General features: G+C 75.4%; 24 protein-coding genes. 9 read left to right on the top strand and 15 right to left on the bottom strand.

Annotated features, from left to right (window positions below):
- Positions 1–883 (top strand): ThiF family adenylyltransferase (locus PSR1_RS02855; protein ID WP_160308998.1); only part of this gene is annotated, 883 nt, incomplete at its 5' end.
- On the opposite strand, the gene PSR1_RS02850 is transcribed toward PSR1_RS02855, so the two are convergent.
- Positions 880–2,223, bottom strand: coding sequence for a M48 family metallopeptidase (locus PSR1_RS02850; RefSeq protein WP_059436127.1), 1,344 nt, complete (start codon positions 2,221–2,223; stop codon positions 880–882). The genes PSR1_RS02855 and PSR1_RS02850 overlap by 4 nt on opposite strands.
- Before the next feature lie 167 nt (positions 2,224–2,390).
- Positions 2,391–4,340, bottom strand: a complete 1,950-nt coding sequence (locus PSR1_RS02845) for a carboxypeptidase-like regulatory domain-containing protein (protein ID WP_059436126.1) — start codon at positions 4,338–4,340, stop codon at positions 2,391–2,393.
- A gap of 408 nt (positions 4,341–4,748) precedes the next feature.
- Here PSR1_RS02845 and pgaB point away from each other — a divergent pair, with 408 nt between their 5' ends.
- From pgaB to pgaD, 3 genes are all read left to right on the top strand, one after another.
- Positions 4,749–6,728, top strand: coding sequence for a poly-beta-1,6-N-acetyl-D-glucosamine N-deacetylase PgaB (gene pgaB / locus PSR1_RS02840; protein ID WP_059436125.1), 1,980 nt, complete (start codon positions 4,749–4,751; stop codon positions 6,726–6,728).
- Between the two features lie 10 nt (positions 6,729–6,738).
- The gene (gene pgaC, locus PSR1_RS02835; protein ID WP_059436124.1) at positions 6,739–8,004 is read left to right on the top strand and encodes a poly-beta-1,6-N-acetyl-D-glucosamine synthase; all 1,266 of its coding nucleotides are present in this window, start codon (positions 6,739–6,741) and stop codon (positions 8,002–8,004) included.
- Between the two features lie 121 nt (positions 8,005–8,125).
- Positions 8,126–8,671 (top strand): poly-beta-1,6-N-acetyl-D-glucosamine biosynthesis protein PgaD, encoded by a 546-nt coding sequence (gene pgaD / locus PSR1_RS02830; RefSeq protein ID WP_059436123.1) that lies wholly within the window; start codon positions 8,126–8,128, stop codon positions 8,669–8,671.
- A 25-nt stretch (positions 8,672–8,696) separates the two neighbouring features.
- On the opposite strand, the gene PSR1_RS02825 is transcribed toward pgaD, so the two are convergent.
- From PSR1_RS02825 to PSR1_RS02775, 12 genes are all read right to left on the bottom strand, one after another.
- A complete protein-coding gene (locus PSR1_RS02825) occupies positions 8,697–9,314 on the bottom strand; it encodes a TetR/AcrR family transcriptional regulator (protein ID WP_059436122.1) in 618 nt (205 codons plus the stop codon).
- Complete coding sequence (locus PSR1_RS02820; RefSeq protein WP_059436121.1) at positions 9,299–10,747, bottom strand: amidase; 1,449 nt, start codon at positions 10,745–10,747, stop codon at positions 9,299–9,301. Before PSR1_RS02820 ends, PSR1_RS02825 begins: the two co-directional genes overlap by 16 nt.
- An 82-nt stretch (positions 10,748–10,829) precedes the next feature.
- On the bottom strand, positions 10,830–11,255 hold the full coding sequence (locus PSR1_RS02815; protein ID WP_059436132.1) for a hypothetical protein: 426 nt from the start codon (positions 11,253–11,255) through the stop codon (positions 10,830–10,832).
- A 176-nt stretch (positions 11,256–11,431) separates the two neighbouring features.
- Positions 11,432–11,560, bottom strand: coding sequence for a hypothetical protein (locus tag PSR1_RS24770; protein WP_272946320.1), 129 nt, complete (start codon positions 11,558–11,560; stop codon positions 11,432–11,434).
- On the bottom strand, positions 11,557–12,789 hold the full coding sequence (locus tag PSR1_RS02810; RefSeq protein WP_059436120.1) for an MFS transporter: 1,233 nt from the start codon (positions 12,787–12,789) through the stop codon (positions 11,557–11,559). Before PSR1_RS02810 ends, PSR1_RS24770 begins: the two co-directional genes overlap by 4 nt.
- Positions 12,786–13,214, bottom strand: a complete 429-nt coding sequence (locus tag PSR1_RS02805; protein WP_059436119.1) for a MarR family winged helix-turn-helix transcriptional regulator — start codon at positions 13,212–13,214, stop codon at positions 12,786–12,788. Before PSR1_RS02805 ends, PSR1_RS02810 begins: the two co-directional genes overlap by 4 nt.
- Positions 13,215–13,291: 77 nt before the next feature.
- The gene (locus PSR1_RS02800; protein ID WP_059436118.1) at positions 13,292–13,576 is read right to left on the bottom strand and encodes a hypothetical protein; all 285 of its coding nucleotides are present in this window, start codon (positions 13,574–13,576) and stop codon (positions 13,292–13,294) included.
- A gap of 97 nt (positions 13,577–13,673) precedes the next feature.
- Positions 13,674–13,940: a hypothetical protein gene (locus tag PSR1_RS02795; RefSeq protein ID WP_059436117.1), complete on the bottom strand. Its 267-nt coding sequence runs from the start codon at positions 13,938–13,940 to the stop codon at positions 13,674–13,676.
- Positions 13,941–14,076: 136 nt separating this feature from the next.
- Positions 14,077–15,366, bottom strand: coding sequence for a HAMP domain-containing sensor histidine kinase (locus tag PSR1_RS02790; protein WP_059436116.1), 1,290 nt, complete (start codon positions 15,364–15,366; stop codon positions 14,077–14,079).
- Positions 15,363–16,067: a response regulator transcription factor gene (locus tag PSR1_RS02785; protein WP_059436115.1), complete on the bottom strand. Its 705-nt coding sequence runs from the start codon at positions 16,065–16,067 to the stop codon at positions 15,363–15,365. The genes PSR1_RS02790 and PSR1_RS02785 overlap by 4 nt, the downstream gene beginning before the upstream one ends.
- A gap of 58 nt (positions 16,068–16,125) precedes the next feature.
- Positions 16,126–16,578, bottom strand: coding sequence for a Spy/CpxP family protein refolding chaperone (locus tag PSR1_RS02780; protein ID WP_059436114.1), 453 nt, complete (start codon positions 16,576–16,578; stop codon positions 16,126–16,128).
- Positions 16,579–16,706: 128 nt separating this feature from the next.
- Entirely contained in the window at positions 16,707–17,246 is a 540-nt protein-coding gene (locus PSR1_RS02775) for a murein L,D-transpeptidase family protein (protein ID WP_059436113.1), read from the bottom strand.
- Positions 17,247–17,392: 146 nt separating this feature from the next.
- Here PSR1_RS02775 and PSR1_RS02770 point away from each other — a divergent pair, with 146 nt between their 5' ends.
- Positions 17,393–18,238 (top strand): L,D-transpeptidase family protein, encoded by an 846-nt coding sequence (locus tag PSR1_RS02770; RefSeq protein ID WP_059436112.1) that lies wholly within the window; start codon positions 17,393–17,395, stop codon positions 18,236–18,238.
- A 47-nt stretch (positions 18,239–18,285) separates the two neighbouring features.
- Here PSR1_RS02770 and PSR1_RS02765 read toward each other — a convergent pair whose 3' ends face one another.
- A complete protein-coding gene (locus tag PSR1_RS02765; protein ID WP_237757797.1) occupies positions 18,286–18,597 on the bottom strand; it encodes a hypothetical protein in 312 nt (103 codons plus the stop codon).
- A gap of 321 nt (positions 18,598–18,918) precedes the next feature.
- On the opposite strand from PSR1_RS02765, the gene PSR1_RS02760 reads away from it, so the two are divergent.
- From PSR1_RS02760 to PSR1_RS02745, 4 genes are all read left to right on the top strand, one after another.
- Positions 18,919–19,101, top strand: a complete 183-nt coding sequence (locus tag PSR1_RS02760; RefSeq protein ID WP_059436110.1) for a hypothetical protein — start codon at positions 18,919–18,921, stop codon at positions 19,099–19,101.
- A 311-nt stretch (positions 19,102–19,412) separates the two neighbouring features.
- On the top strand, positions 19,413–19,727 hold the full coding sequence (locus tag PSR1_RS02755) for a hypothetical protein (RefSeq protein WP_059436109.1): 315 nt from the start codon (positions 19,413–19,415) through the stop codon (positions 19,725–19,727).
- Between the two features lie 70 nt (positions 19,728–19,797).
- Positions 19,798–20,184 carry a DUF488 domain-containing protein gene (locus PSR1_RS02750; RefSeq protein WP_059436108.1) on the top strand — a complete coding sequence of 129 codons (387 nt, stop codon included), beginning with the start codon at positions 19,798–19,800 and terminating at the stop codon, positions 20,182–20,184.
- Between the two features lie 215 nt (positions 20,185–20,399).
- Positions 20,400–22,712: a collagen-like protein gene (locus PSR1_RS02745; RefSeq protein ID WP_059436107.1), complete on the top strand. Its 2,313-nt coding sequence runs from the start codon at positions 20,400–20,402 to the stop codon at positions 22,710–22,712.
- Positions 22,713–22,759: the final 47 nt, after the last annotated feature.

Raw genomic sequence — 22,759 nt, 5'->3', positions numbered from 1 at the left:
CGCCGTGCTGGTGGCCGGGTGCGGGTCGGTGGGCTCGTACCTGGCCGAGGTGCTGGCGCGCGCCGGGGTGGGGCGGCTCGCGCTGCTCGACCCGGAGCCGGTGGAGCCCGCGAACCTGTCGCGCACCGTCTACGCGGCCGAGGACGTGGGGCGGCCCAAGCCGGAGGCGCTGGCCCGGCGGCTGCTCGCGGTGGAGCCGTCGATCGCGCTGGCGCTCGAGCCGCGGGCGGTGGACGCGCTCCCGCCGGCGGCGCTGGACGCGCGGGTGCGCGAGGCGGACCTCGTGCTCGCCGCCACCGACGATCCCGCGGCGCAGCGCGCCCTCGACCGCTTCGCCTACGCGCGCGGCCGCCCGGCGCTGTTCGTGGGCCTGTACGCGGGCGCGCGGGGCGGCGAGGTGATCCTCACCGTCCCGGACCGGACCGCCTGCTACCTGTGCGCGACCCGGAGCCGGCACGGGCTGGAGCGCGCCGGGGGCCGGGTGGCGCGCGAGCTGGACTACGGCACCGGGCGGCTGCGCGGCGAGGTCGCGCTCGCCGCCGACGTGCAGCACGTGGCGAGCGCCGCGGCAAAGCTGGCGCTGGCGCTGCTCGCGCCGGAGGGCGAGCCCGGCCTGCGGCCGTTCGCGGAGGAGGTGGTCGCCTCCGGCGCCACCTACCTCACGCTCTCGACCGTGCCCGGCTACTGGTTCTACCCGCAGGTGTTCGGGGACACGCCGGGCCAGGGCGCGTACCAGTCGGTGTGGCTCACGCCCGCGCGCGCCGCGGACTGCCCGGTGTGCGGGCCGCCCGAGGCGCGCTGCGATCCGCTCGAGGTCCCGCGCCGCGCGCCCGACGCCGCGGCCATCGCCCGCGCGGTGCGCGAGGCCGGCGATGGCGTCTAGAAGACGTCGTCCGGCGAGACGCGCACCGGGACGCCCGCCGCGTCGCCCTCGCCGAAGACGGGCTGGCGCGCCAGCTTCGGCTGGAAGCGGCACGGCGAGCCGGGCGCGATGAGGTTGCCCTCGCCGTCGTCCAGCGGCTCCCACACCATCCAGGCGGCGTAGACCCCGTCGCCGTCGGCGTCGCTCTCCGCGCAGGCCGCGAACGCCTGGCGGCCGTCCTGCGTCCGGCCCACGCCCACCGTGTACACGTGGTGCCCGCCCGCCGGGGGCTGCCACCCGAGCTCGCGCGCGGCGGCCAGCTCCGCCTCCGCGAACGCGGCCGGGGTCCGGGAGGCGGCCTCGCCGAGCTGGAGCTCGCGGAAGGCGCCGTCCTTCTCGTGCGCCGCCACCTCGGCGCGGTACAGCGCCTGGAGGGCGGCCTGGGCGCCGGCGTCCTTCGACTTCAGCTGGTAGCGCACGAAGTTCGGGATGGCGACGGCGGCCAGCATGCCGACGATCGCCACCACCATCACGGGCGCCGCGCCGGCGCCGCCGCCCAGCGCGCCCAGCGCCGGGGCGAAGATCCAGCCCGCCACGCTGCGGCGCACCGGCTGCGCGGACCCGGGGGCGTTCAGCTCGTGCAGGGCGGCCACGCGCTTCGAGAGGAACGGGTGGTACGAGGTGAGCTCGAGGACCGTGGGCCAGAACGCGCCCGCCTCGTGGCGCTGCGACGCGAACGCCGCCAGGTCCACCCGGGCCGCGATCCGGCCGCCGGCCGACAGCACCACCAGGCCGCGCATCGACTGCTCGAGGTCGCCCGCCGCGGCGAGGCCGCAGCGGTCGCACGTGTACTCGCGGGCGCGCGAGTACGCGGCGCCCAGCCAGGGCACGAGCGCGTAGGGGAGCAGGAACGCGTTCCACTTCAGGTGCCCGGCCGCGAAGTGCCCGAGCTCGTGGCCCACCACGAAGTCCACCTGGCGCGGGTCCTCGCAGTGGTCCACCAGGTCCGAGAGCAGGATCACGTAGCGCCGCGAGAGCAGCTTGGTGGCGAAGGCGTTGAGCAGGCCGCCGCCGTTCATCACGTAGACCGCCGGGACGTCCTGGAGGCCGAGGCGGGCCGCGGCCGCCTTCACGCGCGCGTGCAGGTCGGGGAGCTGCCGCTCGTCCACCCGCACCGCGTTGGTGCGCACGTGCGCGAGGAACAGCGCGTGCGCGCCGAGGACGAACAGGGCGCCGAGCAGCGCGTACAGCAGGCCGACGATCGAGACGACGACCACCAGCCAGGCGAGGGCGGAGAAGATCGCGCCGGCGACGAAGAGCGGCTTCTCCTTGGGGGACACGAGACGCGGGTCGAGGGCCATGTGCACTCCACGTGATGGAGCGCGCACGATAGCAGACCGTCGGTGAACGGCGCGCCCTGCCGGTGTGCGGCGCGCCCGGCGCGTGGACGCGGATGTGGGAGGGGCGCGCCCCCGGCGCCGCAGCGTGCGGCGCCGGGGGACGGCCGGGCTCCGTCAGGCGCGCCGCGTCACGGGCCGTTGTGGCAGTGGAAGCAGCCCACCGGCGTGCCGGCGGTCAGCGTCCGGCCCATCAGCGTGCGCGTCGCGAACATGCGCGAGAGCACCGTGCCGCGGTAGTCGGTGCCGTGGCACGCCTGGCACGCGGCCAGGTCCGCCTCCGCCACCGAGCTGTGGGCCCGCACCCAGGCGTCGCCGACCGGGTGCATGCCGTGGGGGCCGCCCAGGCCCATGGTCGGCGGCGACAGGTGGCAGGTGCTGCACTCGCCGATCGTGCCGGCGTGGCCCTGGAGCTGCGTGGCGGCCACGTCGTCGTTCGCGTTGCCGGACCAGATCGCGTGCGTGCTGCCGTGGCACGCCTCGCAGGCGAGCCCGCCGTGGCCCTTGCTGTGCCGGTACAGCTTCCCGGGCTCCTCGGCGAAGCGCCGGTTCGACGCGAGGATGGGCGACGCGGAGGGATCGCCCGCGCGGAACGCCTCGTTGAAGCGCAGCCCGTCCGGCGCCAGCGGGGGCGCGCTCGCCAGCGTGGTCTTCGAGACCGCGTCGTTCGCGTGGCAGCTCTGGCAGCGCGGCTCGTCCCTCCACGGCCGGCGGGGGGCGCCGTCGCCGGTCCCGTCGACGCTGCCGCCCGCGAGCAGCGGGAACGCGCCGCCCACCGCGGCCATGTCGCCGTGGCAGTTCTGGCAGGCGAGCTTCGAGCTCATGGCGCCGCGCAGGCACTGCGTCTGCGCGCCGGGGTGGCACTGGTAGCAGGCCTGCTGCGCCGCCGGCGGGACGGTGCCGCCCACCGGGACCGGCGCGTCCCAGAGCCCGGCCACCTTGTCGGCGTGGAAGCCGTGCATGACGCTCGACATGGTCGGGTGCGCCGCCTGCTGCGGCGAGGGCCCGGTGCCGGCGAGGTCGAGCGCGGGCGAGTAGTGGCAGGAGGCGCAGAGCACCGGCGCCTGCTGCCGGAGCGCGGTGCCGTGCTCGGCGTCGTGGAGCGCGAGCACGTTCTGGCGCGCCTGCGCCTCCAGATCGGGATCCGCCGACCAGGCGATCCCCGGCTCCGTCGCGGCCACCTTGCCGGTGGCGTGGCAGTTCTGGCAGGAGGTCTCGTCCGAGACCGGCAGCACCACGTCGGTGGCGGCGAGCGCGTTGCCGGCCTTGTCGTACGCGGAGAAGCGCAGGAGCGGGTAGGGGTTGGTCCGCCCGGCGTCGTCGATCGGCAGGATGGGGATGCCCGGGGCGTGGAACAGGCCCAGGCCGGCGTCCCACGAGAGCGTCGTGCCGCTCGCATCGGGCGCGTCGGCCGGCATCCAGAGGCCCATCAGGCCGGCGCCCTCCGGCAGCGCGGCGCCGTACAGGGTGGCGGCGTACGTCCAGAAGTCGGTCTTGCCCTTGCTGGTGGAGTTGACGGAGCCGGTCGCGTCCGCGATCGCCGCGTAGCGCAGGTCCACCTGCGACGCGTCGAGGAGCACCGGCTTGCCGCTCGGCTGGAGCGCCACCACCTGCGCGTTCACCACGTTGTACGGCGGCAGGATCGAGAACACCGCGAAGCTCCGGTCCACGCAGTGCATCCCGAGGTCGTTGTTCGCGAAGACGCGGTACGCGCCCCCGGACGGCGGCGGGGGCGCGGTCGGCGCGAGCGCCCAGTCCACCTGGACGCCGCCCCGCTTCGGCACGCTGACCGTCTGCGTCGCGCTGGCGTAGCCCGCCTTCGACGCGGTGAGCGTGTACGTGCCCGCGCGCTCGGCGAGCGCGTAGGTGCCGTCGGCGGCGCTGGTGGCGGAGCGCTGCCCGTCGCTGACCGCCGCGCCCGCGATCGGCGCGCCGGCGGTGTCGCGGACGGTCCCGGTGACGCCGGTGGCCGCGTTGCGGGCTGCGTCGGCGGCGCTGGCCGCGTCGGAGCCCGAGCCGCCGCCGCAGGCGGACGCGAACGCGCCCGCTGCGAGCGCGGCCAGGATGATGCCTCGTCTCATGGAACCTCGCCCTTCACCCCTCGTGTGGACGCCGGGCGCCCCGCCGGCAGAGGGGATGGAGCGCGGTTCCCGCGAAACGGTTCGCGCGTTCGTCGTATGTTCGTGGGACAAATTGGGGCCGCGATCTCGGGCGATGGGAGGCCCCCGCACATGCGCGCCGGGTCACCCACCTGCGCGCCGCGCGCGCTGGGACGGGCCGCGGACGCGCCGTTGAATACGCGCCGGCGCCCGGCGTCCGATGGCCAGCGCCGCGGAGCGGGTCGGCGGTCGCCCGGCCGTCCGCGCGCGTCCTTGACGCCTCTCGACCAACCTGCTGATCATGCCGGCCCGCGGGAGGCCTCCTCCCGCCAAGGGGCGAGCGCCGTACGCCGCCCGGAATTCCTCGCCCCCGCCGACGTTCCCGACCCGATGACCCTGCGACCCGTGTCACTCCCCGCCGCGGCGCTGCTGCTCGCCATCGCCGCGCTGCCCGCCTCGCCGGCCCGGGCCGCGACCGAGGAGGAGCTCACCATCCTCAGCTACCACGAGGTGGCCGAGCGCGCGGAGGCGCTGGTCCCGCAGTACGCGGTCTCGCCGACGAGCTTCCTGCGGCAGATGGACTGGCTCCGCAACCACGGCTACCGCTTCGTCTCGGTGGACGACCTGCTGGCCGCGCGCGAGGGGCGCCGCCCGCTGCCGCCGAAGGCGGTGCTGGTCACGTTCGACGACGCGTACCAGTCCGTCTACCGGAACGCCTGGCCGATCCTGAAGATGTTCCGAATCCCGGCGGTCATCAACGTGGTGGCCGGGTGGCTCGAGGAGAAGGGGACCGTCGACTTCGACGGCAAGAAGCTGCCGCGCGAGCGGCTCCTCTCCTGGAGCGAGCTGCGCGAGCTCGCCGCCAGCGGGCTCATCGAGGTGGGCAGCCACAGCTTCGACCTGCACAAGGGCATCCAGGGGAACCCGCAGGGCAACCTCGAGCCGGCCGGGACCACGCGCCGCTACGACGCCGGCGCGCGGCGCTACGAGGACGAGGCCACCTACCGGCGGCGCATCCAGGCCGACCTGGAGCGCAGCGTGGCGCTCATCCGGCGCAACACCGGCCGGGCGCCGCGCGTCATCGCCTGGCCGTACGGGCGCTACAACGCGATCACGCGGGAGGCCGCCGAGCGGCTCGGGATGCGCGTCGGCCTGACGCTGGACGACGGCGCCAACACCCGCGACACGCCGCTCTGGGGCCTGCGCCGGATCCTGGTCGAGGGCGGAATGGCGCTCTGGGACGTGGAGCGCGAGATCGCCATCCGCAACGCCGACCTGTCCGACAACGACCGGCCGCAGAAGATCATGCACGTGGACCTGGACTACGTGTACGACCCCGACCCGGCGCAGCAGGAGCGCAACCTCGGCCACCTGCTCGACCGCATCGCGGCCATGGGCGTGAACGCGGTGTACCTGCAGGCGTTCTCGGACCCGGACGGCAACGGCTCGGCGGACGCGGTGTACTTCCCGTCCCGCCGCATGCCCATGCGCGCCGACCTGTTCAACCGGGTGGCCTGGCAGATCCGGACGCGCACGCCGGTGAAGCGGCTGTACGCGTGGATGCCCCTGCTGGCGTGGGAGCTGCCGAAGGCCGATCCGGCCGCGCAGGACCAGGTGGTGACGCTGGCCGGCGACCGCACCGACCGCGTGAACATGGGCTACCACCGGCTCTCGCCGTTCTCGGCGCGGGCGCGCGAGGCCATCCGCGAGCTGTACCAGGACCTGGCGCGCTCGGCCGCGTTCGACGGGCTGCTCTTCCACGACGACGCCACGCTCTCGGACTTCGAGGACGCCAGCCCCGCGGCGCTGGCGCAGTACCGGGCCTGGGGGCTGCCCGGGAGCATCGAGGAGATCCGCCGGAGCGACGACCTGCTGGGCCGCTGGACCATCCTCAAGATCAACGCCATCGACGACCTCGCCATGGAGACCGCCGCGGTGGTGCGCGCGCAGCAGCCCGCGCTGGTGGTGGCGCGCAACCTGTACGCGCGCGTGGCGCTCAACCCCAAGGCGGAGGTCTGGTACTCGCAGGCGCTCGACAACTCCATCGCCCGCTACGACTTCACCGCCATCATGGCCATGCCGTACATGGAGAAGGCCGCCGACCACGCGGCCTTCTTCCACGAGCTGGTGCGGGCGGTCGAGTACCGCGACGCGATGAAGAAGGTGGTGTTCGAGCTGCAGGCGGTGGACTGGCGCGACGGCAACAAGCCCATCCCCAGCCACGAGCTCGCCGACACCATCCGGTCGCTGTACGGGATGGGCGTCATGCACGTCGGCTACTACCCCGACGCGCTGTTCGCCGGGCAGCCGGATCCGCGGGTCCTGAAGCCGGTGCTCGACTCGAAGCCGAACGCCCCCGCGGTACGCTGAGGCCGCCCGCGTGACCGCCACACTCGACAGCGCGTGGCACGGCCTGCTGGCCTTCGTGTTCTATTACCCGCTGTTCATGTCGTTCCTCTGGATGACCGGGGCGGCGCTGTTCTACTGGCGCTTCGAGCGGGCGGAGCGCGCCCTCGACCTGCCCCCGCCGCTGCCGCACTGGCCGCCGGTGACGGTCCTCATCCCCTCGTACAACGAGGGGGAGAACGCCGAGGAGACGGTGAGCCACGCGCTCGCGCTCGACTACCCGGACTTCGAGGTGGTCGCGATCAACGACGGCAGCAGCGACGACACCGGCGCGGTGCTGGAGCGGGTGGCGGCGCGCGACCCGCGCCTGCGGGTGGTGCACCTGGCGGAGAACCAGGGCAAGGCGATGGGGCTGCAGGCCGGCGCGCTGCTCGCGCGGCACGAGATCCTCGTCTGCATCGACGGCGACGCCCTGCTCGACCCGAACGCCGCGCACTGGCTGGTCCGCCACTTCGTCGAGTCGCCGGACGTCGCGGCGGTGACCGGCAACCCGCGCATCCGCAACCGCTCCACGCTGCTCGGCCGGGTCCAGGTGGGCGAGTTCTCGTCGATCGTCGGCATCATCAAGCGGGCGCAGCGCGTGTTCGGCCGGATCTTCACGGTCAGCGGCGTCATCACCGCGTTCCGCAAGTCGGCGGTGCACCAGGTCGGCTACTGGAGCGCCGACATGCTCACCGAGGACATCGACATCACCTGGAAGCTGCAGCGCGCCGGGTGGGACGTCCGGTTCGAGCCGCGGGCGCTCACCTGGATCCTCATGCCCGAGACGCTGCGCGGCCTCTGGAAGCAGCGGCTGCGCTGGGCCATGGGCGGCGCGCAGGTGCTCCTCAAGAACATCGACGCGGCGCTCGAGCCCGCGCAGCGGTCGCTGTGGCCGCTGCTCCTCGAGATGGTGGTCAGCGTGGCGTGGTCGTACGCCATGGTGCTGGTCACGGCCGCCTGGCTGATCGGGCTGGTCCTGCCTGCGGGGGCCCTCCCGGCGGTCGGATCGCCCCTGGGGCTGCAGCAGAGCGGCGTGATCCTCGGCGCGGCCTGCCTGGCCCAGTTCGCGTTCAGCACCTGGCTCGACAGCCGGTACGACCGCGGGCTGTTCCGGAACCTCTTCTGGATGATCTGGTATCCCTTCGTATTCTGGGTGATAAATTGCGCGGCCACGGTGGTCGCCTACCCGAAGGTCGTGGCGCGGCGCCGCGGCTCGCGGGCGCGCTGGGTCAGCCCGGACCGAGGGTTCCGTCCTTGAATAGACCGGGGTGCCGGCACGTCAACTTGCGGCCCCCCGGCCGGCGCAGCGTCCGGCCCGGCGGACGGAGACGGCAGCACGCGGAGCAGAGGGCGCGCCGCAGCGAAGGCGAAGGATCGACATGAGCGGATCACTCATCATCAACGCGCGTCACCGGCTGGCCTGGTACCAGCGCCTGCTCTCCGACGCCTCCACCGCCCTCATGTGGGGCGCCTGGCTCTGGCTGTGGGTGCCCGTCCTCCGCGCCATCGCCGAGCTCGGGATGCGCTCCTCGCCCGTGCTGGTGAAGCTGGTGACGAACGGGACGGGCGGGGATCTCCCCAGCTCCGTCATGGCGCTGGTGGGGACCTCCGGCACGCTGCTGGTGTGGAAGGGGCTCCCGGCGCGCAAGGCGCTCGCCGACGGGGAGGCGCTCTCGCTCCGCGACTACGCCCGCCACTTCGCGCTGTCCGAGTCCTCGCTCCTGGCCGGCCGCCGCGCCGCCGTCTGCGTCGTCCACCACGACGACGACGGGCGGATCGTCCGCCTGGAGTGCCGCGAGCCGGTGGCCACCCCCGCGCCGGCGGAGCGCCGCGCTCCGGCCGTGGTGGAGCCGCTCGAGCCCGCCACCTGCGGCGCGGCCCTCGCCTGCGAGCCGGTGGCCCGCGGCCAGGCGGTCGCGGCGTAGCGCCTCGCGCGACCGGCGGCGCCGCTCAGCGGCGCGCCGGCGCGAGCAGCGCCTGCAGCCCGGCGAGCTGGTACCGCCAGAACGCGCCGAACGCCGCCGAGATCGCCTCCGGCGTCTCGTGCGCGGCCAGCACGTCCACGATCATCCCGAGCGTGCCCTCGAAGATCCGCTCCAGCACGAACCGGGTCTCGCGCGGCACCGGCCGCGCCGAGTGGTCGCGCAGGTAGCGCGCCGCGGCGCGCGTCAGCTCGCCGGCGACGAGCGGGCGGACGTGGGCGAGCGGCGAGCCCTCGGCCCGCCCCAGCAGCACCACCGCCTCGCGCCGGTGGGCGATCCAGAACGCGAGCAGGGCGGCCGCGCGCTCCGAGCCGGCCGCGTCCCCGAGGCGCCAGTCGCCCATCGACCCGAGGGCGCGCACCCGGCCGCGGAGCAGCCGGAGCAGCTCCGCGGCCAGCTCCGGCGGCACCGCGGCCCGGAGCAGCGCCTCCTTGTCCGGGAAGTAGCGGTAGACGTTCCCGATGGACGCGCCCGCCGCCGCGGCGATGTCCACCAGGCGCGCCCCGCGCCAGCCCTGCCGGACGAACTCCGACAGCGCCGCGTCCACGAGGCGCGCGCGCACGTCCTCCTTCAGGCGCTGGGGCACGGGACCTCCGCGGCGTCGGACGAGCAGGGCGGCCAGCGATCCGCCCAGGGCGCCGCCTCCTCCAGGGCGTACGCGAGCTGCAGCAGCAGGGCCTCCTCCCCGGGGCGGGCCACGAGCTGCATCCCCACCGGCAGGCCGCCGGCGGTCCAGTGCAGCGGCACGGACATGGCGGGCGCGCCGGTGACGGAGTGGACGGCGGTGTAGCCGGCGAGGTCCTCGGTGAAGGCGAGGTTCCGGTCGGCCGGGTGGCGCGGCGAGAGCGTGCCGAGCGGGAACGGGAGCACGGCGGTGGTGGGGCTGAGCGCGGCGTCGAGCCCGTCGAGGAACGCGAGGCCGTCGCGGGCCGCGCCGTCGAGCGCGGCGCGCGCCGCCGCGATCGCCGCCGGCCCGCCGGCCTCGGCGCGGCCCACCAGCTCGAGCGTGAACGGCTCGAGGAGGCCCGGGAGCGCGTCCTCGCCGGCGGCGGCCCGGACCTGGCGGACCACCGGGAGGAGCGCGGCGCCGAACAGGAGGAAGATGGCGTCGCGGGCGGCGGCGGCGTCGAAGCGCGGGCCGGCGATCTCGACCGTCTCGTGGCCGAGCCCCTCGCAGAGCCGGCGCGCCGCGTCCAGGCCGGCGCGGACCTCCGGGGCGGGCGCGCGGCCGAACGCGGTCCGCGCGTACACGCCGATGCGGAGCCGGCGCGGGCGCGCGGCGGGCGCGAGCGCCTCCGGGCCGAGCGGCGGGTAGGGCGCGGTCGCGTCGCGCCGCTGCGTCAGGCCGAGCAGCGCGGCGCTGTCGCGGACCGAGCGGCTCACGCAGTGGTCCACCACCAGCGCGGCGAGCGGCGCGTCGAGCGGCATCCCGACGTCGCGCTGCCGCCCGCGGCTCGGCTTGAGCCCGAACACGCCGCACACCGAGGCCGGGATGCGGATCGAGCCGCCGCCGTCGGAGGCGTGCGCCACCGGGACGATGCCCGCGGCCACCGCGGCGGCCGAGCCCCCGGACGACCCCGCCGGCGAGCGCGCCGGGTCCCACGGGTTCAGGGTGGCGCCGCACGCCAGGGTCTCGGTGGTGCCGAGCAGGCCGAACTCGGAGGTGGTGCTCTTGCCGAGCACCACCAGGCCCGCCTCGTCGAAGGCGCGCGCGAGGTCCGGCGCCGGGGGCGACGGCTGGCCGGCCAGGAGGCGCGAGCCGCAGCCGAAGGGCAGGCCGGGGTAGGGGAGCACGTCCTTGATCAGGAACGGCACCCCGGCGAAGGGCGCGCCGCGCCGGACCTCGCGGGCCGCCCGCCGGGCGCGCTCCGGGTCCACCGCGGCGGTGACGTTGAGGCGGCCGAGGCGCTCGAGGCGGGCGAGCGCCGCGTCCACGAGCTCGAGCGGCGTGGCGCGGCCCTCGCGCACCAGCGCGGCCTGGGCGGTGGCGTCGAGCGCGGCGAAGGGATCTGCGGGCACGGGGCCTCCACGGGCGTGAGATGCGTTGAAACGCGAATACGCTATTCGCGTTTCCGGCTCCGCGCAACCGCGTCGCGCCGGCTCAGCGCCGCTCCGGGAGCCCGAGCGCGGCCAGCCGGGCCCGGATGCGCGCGGCGAGCGCCGGGACGCGGCCCGCCGCGCGGAGCACGACCGGGAGGCAGACCTCGCAGCGGCCGGGCGCCCGCCGGGCCGGGTACTCCGCCGGGAGGAACTCCCCCACGACCGTGTGCACGGGCGGATCGACGCCGGGGCCGAGCGCCGCCGCGATGCCGCGGAGGTCGCGCTCGGCGGCGTCCAGCGCCGCCGGATCGGGCCGGCCGCGCGGGTGCGCCGGGAGCAGGCCCCAGAGGCGCAGGGCGACCGTGGTCGGCTCGTCGGTGCCCGGGCGCGGCAGCGCCAGGCCCAGCAGCTCGGCCGAGGCGCCTCGCCCGGCGGCCACGGCCTGGATCGGCGCCTCCTGCGCCGGCGGTCTCTCCCGGTCCGACATCCGCTTCACCCAGCGCGCGCATGCGCGCACCGCCGAGAGGAGCATCGGCCGTGCCACCGGGGCGCGCCGCCGGGAGGGGCGCGGAATCGGGCCCGCATCCGGTGCGCGCGCCGGCGCGGTGTCGGGATCGAGGCCAGCGGCCGCGATCCCGGGGAGACAGCGGCGTTGGGCGTCCGTCAGTTGCAGCGGAGCAGCGCGGCCATGCGCTCGCCGGAGAAGGCCGGCTGAAGGTGGGAGACGAAGGCCCACAGGGCGACGAGCGCCGCGAGCGCGAGGAGCGCGGCCCGGAGCACGGTGCGCGTCACGCGGCCGCCTCCGGCGCCGCCGCCGGGCGCGCCACCGGCGCCTCGCGGACCGGCACGTTCACCAGCGCGGCCAGCAGCGCGAGCGCGATGGAGAGCCACCAGACCACGTCGTAGCTGCCGGTCGCGACGTAGATCCGCCCGCCCAGCCAGCCGCCCAGGAACGCGCCGACCTGGTGGAAGAAGAAGACCACCCCGCCCAGCATGGCCAGGTGCCGGGTGCCGAAGAGCGTCGCGATGGTGCCGTTGGTGAGCGGCACGGTCGAGAGCCACAGGAAGCCCATGGCCGCGCCGAACGCGTACGCGGAGCCCTCGGTGACCGGCGCGAGCACGAACGCCGCGATCACGGCGGCGCGGAGCAGGTAGAGGCCCACCAGCAGGCCGGGCTTGCTCATGCGGCCCCCGAGCAGCCCGGCGCAGTACGAGCCGCCGATGTTGAACAGGCCCACCAGCGCGAGGACCGCGGCGCCCGCGCGCGGCCCGAGCCCCCGATCGGCGAGGAACGCGGGCAGGTGGGTGGCGATGAAGACCACGTGGAACCCGCACACGAAGAAGCCGAAGGAGAGCAGCCAGAACCCGCGGTGGCGCAGCGCCGCGGCGAGCGCCTCCCGCGCCCCGGCGCCGGGGGCGCCAGCGGCGCCGGCGGCCGCCGGGCGCTCGCGGAGCGCCGCCGAGAGCGGGGCCATGGTCGCGCCGAGCCCGGCCAGCGCCACCAGCGCGCCCGCCCAGCCGACGGCGTCGATGGCCGCGAGCGCGCCGGGCAGCATCGCGAACTGCCCGAGCGATCCCACCGCCATGGCGATGCCGGTGGCGAGGCTGCGCCGCTCCGGCGCGGTGCACCGGGAGATGGCGCCGAAGACGATGGGGTAGGAGGTGCCCGACAGGCCCAGGCCCACCAGCACGCCCGCCGACACCGCCAGGGTGGACGCGCCGTGCGCGGTCGCCATGAGCAGCAGGCCCGCCACGTAGAGCACGCTCCCGCCGAGCACGGCCCGGCCCGCGCCGTGGCGGTCCGCGAGGCGTCCGGCGAACGGCTGGGCGGCGCCCCACACCAGGTTCTGCAGCGCGATCGCGAACGCGAACACCTCGCGCGTCCAACCGTTGTCCCGGCTCATGGGCTCGAGGAACAGGCCGAACGCGTGGCGGATCCCGAGCGACACCGTCAGCGTGAGCGCGCCCGCGGCGAGCACGAGCGCCGGCCCGCGCCAGCCCTGCGCGGCGGCGCGGCTCACGCGGCCTCCGACGTGCCCGGGAGCGCGGCGAGGCGGCGGGCGAGGTCGGTGAGCTGCTCCGCGTTCGCGCCGAGCACGCGCTCCACCGCGTGCTGCGCCGAGGTCCAGGCCGGCGCCGCCGCCCGGAGCCGCGCCCGCCCCTCCTCCGTCAGCGCGGCGACGCGGTCCCGCTGGTCGTCGCCGGGCGCGAGCGCCACGAGCCCCATGCCCTCCAGCACCCGCAGGTTCCGGCCGAGCGTGCTGCGGTCGAGCCCGGTCGCAGCCGCCAGCGCGGTGAGGTTCGGCCGCCCGTGCCGCTTCACCGCGTGGAGCAGCGAGTACTGCGTGACCTTGAGGCCGTGCGGCGCGAGCGCCGCGTCGTAGAGCGAGGTCAGCGCGAGCGCGGCGCGCCGGACGTTCGCGGCGTAGCAGGGGACGGAGTCCATTGCGGGCATCTACCCGCATCGCGCGGCGGGCGCAACGCGCTCGCCGGGCTCGGAAGGGGCAGTCGGCCGGGAAGCTCTCAGCGGTCGCGCGGGTCCTGCCAGACGAACTGGTGCCAGTACACCGGGAACACCGCCCAGTTGCCTGCGAGGAGCACCAGCGCCCAGCCGCGGCGGAGGCCGCGGGTGAGCTGGTCGTTGCCGGCGAGGTGGCGCAGGTAGATCCCGAGCAGCACGGCGACGACCGCGACCTGCGCCGCGACCGCCGAGGCGGGCAGGTCGCCGTGGCGGTAGACCGCCACGGCCATGAAGCCGATGGGCCCCAGGTTCACGATGCCCAGCAGCAGCTTGCCAACACGGCCCATGCTCCGCGCCCTCCGGCGGACTTCGAGCCCCCCGTGTCTGGAACGGCCGGCGCGCGGGATGTGACGCCGGGGGGCGGGCGGCCAGGCCCGGCGAGCGCTACGTGCCGCCGTGGCCGGAGCAGGGGTCGAGGGGATCGTCCGAGCAGAGGTGCGTGCCGTCGCTGCAGTCGTAGCAGTTCCCGATCAGCGGCAGCCCCTCCTTCTCGCAGTCCACCACGGTGCGCCACCCCGGGTCCGAGCCGCCGGAGGGATCGACGCAGACCTGGAGGTCGTGGCCGCTGCAGCGCAGCTCGCCCTCGTCGCACTCCTTGTGACAGGCCACCGACCCCAGCGCGAGCAGCATCGCCACGATCGCGATCCGCATGGGCGCACCCCGGGCAGAATGGTAGCGCGCGGCGCGGTGGCCGGCGGTGGCGCGGCGGTCACATCCACGGGGTGGCACCGAGGGTGGACCAGCGCCGCGCCGCCTCGAACGCGTGCGGCGGGCGCGACCGGCCCGGCTACTCCCCCGCGGACGGGAGCCGCACGCGGAACGTGGACCCTTGCCCCGGCGCGCTCTCCACCGAGATCGACCCCCCGTGCGCCTCCGCGACGCGCCGCGCCAGCACCAGGCCGAGGCCCGTGCCACCGGTGCCGCGCTCGCGGCTCCGGTCGGTGCGGAAGAACGGGGTGAACAGGCGCGGCAGGTCGTCGGCGGCGATCCCGATCCCGCGGTCGGTCACCTCCATCACGGCGGCGCCGGGCTCGGCGCGCACCGAGAGCCGGACCGGGGCCGGAGGCTCCGAGTACTTCGCCGCGTTGTCGAGCAGGTTGTCGAGCATGCGCCGGAGGAGCGCCGCGTCGCCCTGGACCCGGGGCAGCCCGTCCGCCACGTCCAGCTCGAGCGCGCGCCCCTCGTGTCCGCCCTGGAAGCGCGCCGCCGCCGCGCGCGCCACCTCCCCGAGGTCCAGCGGGCCGGCGTCGAGCCGGAGCGCGGCGGCGCCGCGGGCCTCCAGGCGCGCGGCGTCGAGCACGTCCTGCACCAGCGCGTCCAGCTCCGCGAGGTCCTGCCCGATCTCGCCGAGGTAGCGGCGGGCGCGCGCCGCGTCGCCCTCGGCCGCCAGCTCCAGCGCGACCCGGATCCGCGCGAGCGGGGTGCGCAGCTCGTGGGAGACGTTCGCGAGCAGCTCGCGCTCGCCGCGCACCAGCGCCTCCAGGCGCGCGGCCATCTCGTCGAACGAGCGGCCAAGCTCCCCGAGCTCCCCGTGCGCGCGGACGTTGGCCCGCGCGGCGAGGTCGCCGGCGCCGAGCGCGCGCGCCGCCGCGGTGAGCCGCTCCACGGGGGCGACGATGGCGCGGGTGAGCGGGTAGGACGCGACCGCGAGCGCCGCCAGGACGGCCCCGATGAACAGCAGCCCGCGCGCCGGATCGTGCGGGGGCGAGTGGACCACCAGCGTGCCGCCGCCCCGGAGCGGCACCGTCCACCCGCGCCGCCGCCCGTCGGCGCGCGCCGCGGCGGCCGGGTCGCGCGCGCTCGTGGCGACGAGCGCGCCGCCGGGCCCGTACACCGACGCCTCCACCCCGAACGCCTCGCGCACGCGCGAGAGCTCGGCGGCGAGGCGGGGCGGATCGCCGGCCAGCTCGCCCACGCGCTCCGCGGCGTAGCGCCCGGCCCCGCGCTCCGACCACCAGCCGCTCCCGCGGCGCAGGGCGAACCCCACCCCGCCCACGGCGACCGCCACCACCAGCAGCAGGAGCACGCCGTGCAGGTAGACGCGCCAGAAGAGCGGCCCGTGCCCGCGCCGGCTCATCCCGGCTCCCCGGCGAGCAGGTACCCGGCGCCGCGGACCGTCTTGATGAGCCGGGGCCGCCGGGGATCGTCGCCGAGCTTCTGCCGCAGCCGCGAGACGTGCACGTCCACCGAGCGGTCGAACGCCTCCTCGGCGCTCCCGCCCGCCAGCTCGATGAGCTGCTCCCGGGCGAGCACCCGGCCCGCGCGGCGCGCCAGCGCATACAGCAGCGCGAACTCGTACCCGGTGAGCGTCACCTCGCGCCCGTCCAGCGTGACCCGGCGCGCCGCCGGATCCACCACCAGCGCGCCGACCCGCACCGTCTCGCGCGCGGGACCGGCGCGTCCGGTGGCCCGCCGGACCACGGCGCGGATGCGCGCGAGCAGCTCGCGCGGCGAGAACGGCTTCGCCAGGTAGTCGTCCGCGCCGAGCTCGAGCCCCATCACGCGGTCCGCCTCCTCGCCGCGCGCGGTGAGGACGATGACCGGGACGTCGGAGCGCGACCGCAGCTCGCGGCAGACCTCCAGGCCGTCCTTCCCCGGCAGCATGAGGTCGAGGAGCACCACGTCGAAGCGCCCGCCGAGCGCCTCGTCGAGCCCGCGGCGCCCGTCGGTCACGTGGACCACCGCCACGCCGTGCCCCTCGAGATACTCGCGGGTGAACGCGGCGAGGCGGAGGTCGTCCTCGACGAGCAGCGCCAGGAGCGGGGTCGCGGCGGTCACCGCGGCATCATAGCGTGGGGCTCGCGCCGTCACCGCGGGTCCGCTCCGGGGCGCCGGGCTAGCGATGCAGCCGCTCGATCTTGCGGGTGAGCTTCTCGCGCTGCGCCGGCGTGAGCGCGTCGTGGACCTCGACGCCCGCGTCCACCGCCTCGTGCGCGAGCTTGCGGAACGCGTCCGCGCGCGCGTCCACCAGCGCGTGGAGCCGGGCACGGTCCGGCGCGTCCGCCTTCCACTCCGCGAGCAGCGCCTGGTGGGCCTCGTCCTGCCCGGCGTGCAGCTCGGTGGCCGCGGCGAGCATGCGGTCCTTCACCGCGTGGATGCGGGTGCGCTGCTCCGGGCTCGCGTCCACGTGGTCGAGCAGGTCGTCCACCCGGTCCGTCACGAACGCCGACATCCGGGCGGGATCGTGCCCGTGCCCGCGCCAGCCGCACCCACCGTGGAACCCGGTGAGCGCCACGACCCCCACCGCCAGCACCCCGAGCGCCGCGATCGCGCCGATGATCCGCTTCATGTCCCGTCTCCTTCCGGCCCGTCCACCGCGGGCGGGCACGGTGGGAGGATGCGGGGCGGAGATGTCCGGGGCCTGTGCGGTTCGTGAAGAAGCGTGAAGCGCGGCGCCGGGGCGGGGCGCCCGCCCGCTCAGCGGATCACGAGCCGCGGCCGCCGCGCGCGCACGAACGCGGCGATGGCGTCCACGTCCTCGTCGCTGCCGGTCGCGATGCAGCCCTGCGTCCAGTCCACCTCGGTGACCGGGTACCCGGCGCCCTCGGTCCCGCGCGGCGGCCCGTGGATGCCGACGGCCGTGCCGGTGAAGCCGCGGGCGGCCTGCGCCGGCGTCGGGTAGGCGATCGGGATGAACGTGCCGTACTGCGGGGACGGGCGCGGGTCGCCGAGCGGATAGGTCCCGAGCGGCGTCCGGCCGTCGCCACGGCGCCGCTTCCCGACGCCGCTGCGCCCGAGCGCCACCGCGTACTGCGCCGCCGGCGTGCCGCCGCTGCACAGCCACAGCTCCCGGCGATCCGTCATCACCACGACCGCGTCGCGCGAGCGAGGGCACGGGGACGGGGACGGGTCGAGCGCGCCCGCGGCCGCCGGCGCGAGCGCCGCGGCGAGCGCGAGCGCGAGCGCGCCCGCGGCGTGCCGCCGGCCGTCTCCGCTGCAACGCGCGCCCCTCCCCATCGACCCCACATCCTATGCGCGGCGGAGCGCAGCGGCCAGCGGGCGGCCGCGCGCACCCGGCCGGCGCAGTCCTCCAGGGCGGTCGCGGCGCGGCGCGGCTCGCGCGATGGTGGGACGGGGGAGTCCGCCCGCCCGCGGGAGCCGACATGTGGTTGCCGCTCCTCGCCGTGCTGCTCTCGGGGCCGCCCGCCACCTGGCCCGGCGGCGACGAGGTGATCGGCGCGACCGGCGCCCACCGCATCGGCCGGGGCGAGTCGCTCATCGAGATCGCGCGCCGGTACGATCTCGGCTTCGGCGAGATCGCGGCCGCGAACCCGCGCCTCGACGCGTTCGTCCCGCCGCCGGGCGAGCTCGCGATCCTCCCGACCGCCTGGATCCTCCCGTCCGCGGTGGAGGAGGGGACGGTGGTGGTGAACCTGTCGGAGATGCGGCTGTACTACCTGCGGCCGGGGCCGACGCTCCTCACGTTCCCGGTGGGCGTGGCGGTGGAGGCGGGCGCGACGCCGCTCGGCGTGCTCACGGTGGAGCAGAAGCTGGTGTCGCCGAGCTGGTACCCGACGTCGTCGATCCGGCGCGAGGACCCGGAGCTGCCGGTCGCGGTGCCGCCCGGGCCGGACAACCCGCTCGGCAGCCACGCGCTCCGGCTCTCCGTGCCGACCCTCCTCATCCACGGCACCAACCGGCCGTACGGCGTCGGTCGCCGCGTGTCCCACGGCTGCATCCGGCTGTACCCGGAGGACATCCCGCAGCTCTACCGCGCGGTGCGGCTCGGCACGCCGGTCGCGATCGTGCGCGAGCCGGTGAAGGTGGGCGTGCGGGACGGGCGCGTGCTGGTCGAGGTGCACGCCGACGAGGCGGCCGCCGCCGATCCGGCGGAGCTCGCGCAGCGGCTGCTGCGGGACCGGGGCGTGCTGGAGCAGGTGGACCCGCGGAAGCTCGCGCGCGCGCTCGCGGCGCGGAGCGGGATGCCCGTGGACGTGACCGCCGATTGACGGGGCGCGGCGGCCGGCGGCCGCCGCGCGCCCCCCAGCGTACGCCGCTACATCTTCCCCTTCACCTGCGTCAGCTCGAACGCCTTCGCGGACTTCTGGGCCGCGACCTCGGCGCGCTCGGCCGCTTCCTGGGCCGCCTTCACGGCCTCCTGCGCCCGCGCCGACGTGGCCGCGGAGTCCGCCACGTCCTTGCGCAGCGCCTGGAGCTCGGCCGTCTGCGCGTCGAGCTTGGCGTTCGTCGCCGCCTGCTGCCGCTCCACCGCCGAGATCCGATCGGCGAGCGGGTCGATCTGCTGCTTCACGGAGCCGTTCGTCGCGCAGCCCGCGGCGAGCAACCCGAGCACCAACAGTCCTGCCATCCGCATCATGGCGCCTCCTCCGAGTCGGGGTTCGACACCACTTTTCACGCTCCGGACGAACTCGCGGAAGGGCCGTTGGGGACGGACGTCGTGGTGCGACCGAGGGCGCCGCCGGCGGATGGCCGGCGCCGTGCCTCGGGCGCCTCCCGGTTCACGCTCCGTGCGTAATCGCGCCCCGCGCGGAGCCGGCGGTGCCGACGTCGGGGGGCTCGAGGCAGGGATCTCGCGGGAATATGTGCCCAACGGGGACGGTGCGGAGCTTGGCGGGCCGCGTCATGGACGTTTTGACGCACCGCACGCCCACGCCAGGAGAGCCCCGCCATGGAATCCCCGAGCACCGAATCCTCCGCCAGCCCGCACCCACTCCACGACGAATCCCACGGCCGCTGCGACTTCTGCGGCTGCTCCGTGACCCGCGAGACCGCCGTCCAGCGCGTCGAGCGGCGCGACGAGGGACCCGAGGTCGTCGTCCTCTGCGCCGACTGCGCCTTCGGCAGCGAGTAGCAGGCGCGCCCGCTCGCCGGCCGGTGGCCCTCGCGCCGGCCGGCGGGTGGGGACAACGCGCGTCATCGTTCGATTACCGACGTCCGGCGCCGTCCGCCGGCGCGCCAACCCCTCGGCGCCACGAGCGCAATCGCCGGGCGCGGCCCCGCCCCTCGCCGGAGTGCGGCAGCGGGGACAACGCGCGGGCGACGGCCGGCGGCGAACCTGCCGCACCCGCTCGGCGCCGGTCGCTCCGTGCGCGTCGATCGACCACGCGGGCGGGCCACACTGACGGTGGTAACCCGGGATCGAACCGTCTCCGGGGGGAGACCATGCAGATCGATGCGATCCGGGATGCGCTGGACGTCCGCGTGGGCAGGACGTTCGGCGCGGACGACGTGCGGCGGCTGCAGGAGACCATCGAGGTGCTCGGGCCGTTCGCGCGCCTCAGCATCGACTTCGGCGCCGTGCGCCAGTGCGACGACGCGGCGCTGGCGCGCTTCGCGAGCCTGCTGGCGTGGGTGCCCGGCGCGCAGATCTCGGTGCGCGGGCTCACGCTGCACCAGTGGCGGCTGCTCACGTACCTGGGCGTCCACCCGGGCGACGCGGCCGGCGCCGCCGCGACCGCGGGCGCCGCCGCGTCCTGACCGCCGCGTCGGGCGGTGCGACCTCTCCGGTCGCTGCGCGTGGCGCGCGTGCCCGGCTAGGCTCGGCGGCATGGCGATCCGCATCGTCCGGCTCGGCACCCCCCGCGCACGCGGGGAGGGGCTTCGCATCGGCACCGTCCGCCGCCCGCCGCGCGGCGTGCCCGCGTCGCGCTTCGCGGCCGACGACTGGTACGACGTCTGGTTCCCGAACCTCGCGCCCACCGTCCCGACCATGAAGCTCGCGCAGGCGGCGCGGAGCGACCGCGAATGGGCGGCGTTCAAGCGGCGGTTCCGGGCGGAGATGGCGGAGCCGGCCGCGCGCCGGACGCTCGACCTGCTCGCGGCGCTCTCGCACGGCGCCGACCTCGCCGTCGGCTGCTACTGCGAGGACGAGGCGCGCTGCCACCGGTCGGTGCTGCGCGAGCTGCTCGCGGAGCGCGGGGCCCGGCTGGCCTGATCGTCGCCGTCCCCGCGACCGCGGACTACATCGCGGCATGCGCGCAATGACCGCGATCAAGCGCGATTGGGTCATATCGCGCAAACGCCAATGATTGACCTGGGCATGTTGTCGCAGGGGCCGCCCTGCGCGGGGAAATCCTGCGGCGCTTTGGTAGGGTCCCGCCCGAAGTCAGTCTTCGGGCCTAGGCCCATCAACGCGGAGAGGTTCAACACATGCACAAGTGGACGATGCGGACGACCGGCGCGCTGTTCTTCGCCGGCGCGCTCGCGATTGCGGGGTGCTCTGGCGAGGACGGCAAGACCGGTCCCCAGGGCCCCGCGGGTCAGGACGGGCAGCCGGGCCTTCCCGGGCAGCCCGGGCAGCCGGGGCAGGACGGCCAGGATCTCACGGCCTCGGCCAAGCCCGAGTCGTGCGCGGTGTGCCACGGCAGCGCCGGCGCGCAGCACCAGGGGATCTACAACCAGTACACGGACGCGAGCCAGCTGAACGTCGTCATCAACGACGTCTCGACGGTCGCGAACGCGGGCGGCACGAACTACACGTCGACGATGACGTTCACGGTGACCCGGAACGGCGCGCCGTACGTGGACGCGGGCCTCGCCGGCCTCGACCAGAAGCGCTTCTACGCGGCGACCTACGACAGCGCGACCCGCAAGTTCGTCACCGCGTTCGCGTACGGGAACATCACCAGCCAGGGCAACGGCGTGTACACCGCGACCTACGCGACCGCCACGTTCCAGCCCGAGGTGTCGAACGCCCAGGTCTACGCGTACGTGGCCGACGGCCCGCTCTCGACCGAGGGCATGCAGCTCTACACCGACGTGTCGAACACGGGCGTCGCCTACGGTAACGCGGGCACCTACGCCTCCTCGGCGAACGTCTCCGGCTGCGAGAAGTGCCACGGCTCGCCGTACCTGAAGCACGGCTACCGCGCCGCCGCCGTCGCCGGCCTGCCCGACTTCGCGGCCTGCAAGGCCTGCCACACCGACGAGTCCGCCGGCGGCCACGAGGGCTGGCAGCTCCTCGCCGACGACCCGGCCGCGTACGCGGCGCAGGGCGGCACGCCGACCGCCGAGCAGAAGGCGAAGTACGCCTACAAGAAGACGGTGATGAACGACACGCACATGTCGCACGCGATGGAGTTCGCCTACCCGCAGTCGATGGCGAACTGCGTGACCTGCCACGACGGCAAGCTCGACGTGATCCTCGCCGACGCGAACTTCACGCTGGCGACGTGCAAGAGCTGCCACCCGGTGACCGGCCTCAACGGTGACCCGAAGCGCGCGCCCGCCCTGAAGGACGTCGTCCCGCACAACCTCGACCTGTACACGTACACGGGCGCCTGCAACACCTGCCACAAGGCGCAGGCGGCCGGCGGCATCGGGCCGACGTTCGCGCAGGTCCACGCCGGCTACAACAAGGCCATCTACAAGGACGCGACCACCAAGTTCTCCAGCGTGGTCACGACCAAGGTGGACTCGGCGTCCTTCGACGCCGCCACCAACAAGCTGACGGTCGCCTTCAGCGTGGCCGGCGCCGACGCGTCGGCGCTCGTGAAGCCCACGGTGGTGGTCAGCCTCTACGGCTACGACACCAAGGACTTCATCGTCTCCGGCCACGGCAGCCAGGCGGACACCCTGCGCAACCTCGAGTGGACCGAGGCGTCGACGAAGAACAGCAACCGCCTGACGGTGGATCCGGCCGTCGCGGTGGCCGGCGGGACGACGTGGACGGCGACCGCCGACCTCTCGACCTGGGCCAGCATGGTCGCCGACGGCACGGTGAAGAAGGTGCAGGTCGCCGTGCTCCCGGCCGTCGGCCTGAACCAGGCGCAGCCCGTGAGCACGACCAACCCCGCCATCGCGATCGCCGGCGCGACCGCGACGGTGGACCTCGTCGGCAACGCGATCGTCCCGGCAGCGTACGGGACGGCCATCGTGGACACGGCGAAGTGCAACAAGTGCCACGAGGCGCTCGGGACGACGTTCCACAGCCCGTCCTACGGCAGCGCGACGGTGGTGGCCTGCCGCACCTGCCACACCGTCCGTGACGGCGGCTCGCACCTCGAGATGCAGTCGCGGTCGATCGACTCGTACGTCCACGCGATCCACTCGATGCAGCCGTTCGACATCCAGAGCATCGACTTCTCGGATCCGGTGGCCTCGATGCGCTACGACCACCACGTGGAGTCGACCTACCCGAACTTCACGATCCTGAACTGCGAGTCCTGCCACAACCCGAACACCTACGAGGTCCCGGACCAGTTCCGGACGCTGCCGGGCGTGCTGTCGGCGGCGCGGACCCTCACGGGCAAGGATCGCAACATCGGCGCGGTGCCGTCGTACGTCACCGGCCCTGCGTCGCGCGCCTGCGGCTCCTGCCACCGCGCGGAGATGATCAACGAGGACCTCGCCGGCGACCTCGCCTCGTTCAACGCGCACACCGCGACGTTCGGGTTCGCGATCGAGAACGGCACCGGCGTCTTCGACGAGGCCGTCGCGAAGATCATGGCGATCTTCAAGTAGCCCCGGCCGGCGGGGCGGGCTCCGGCCCGTCCTGCCTGCCATGAGGT

This window comes from Anaeromyxobacter sp. PSR-1 (assembly GCF_000964525.1).
Lineage (GTDB): Bacteria > Myxococcota > Myxococcia > Myxococcales > Anaeromyxobacteraceae > Anaeromyxobacter.
Note: the sequence above shows the minus strand (reverse complement) of the source record. Positions and strands in the feature narration are given on the sequence as shown.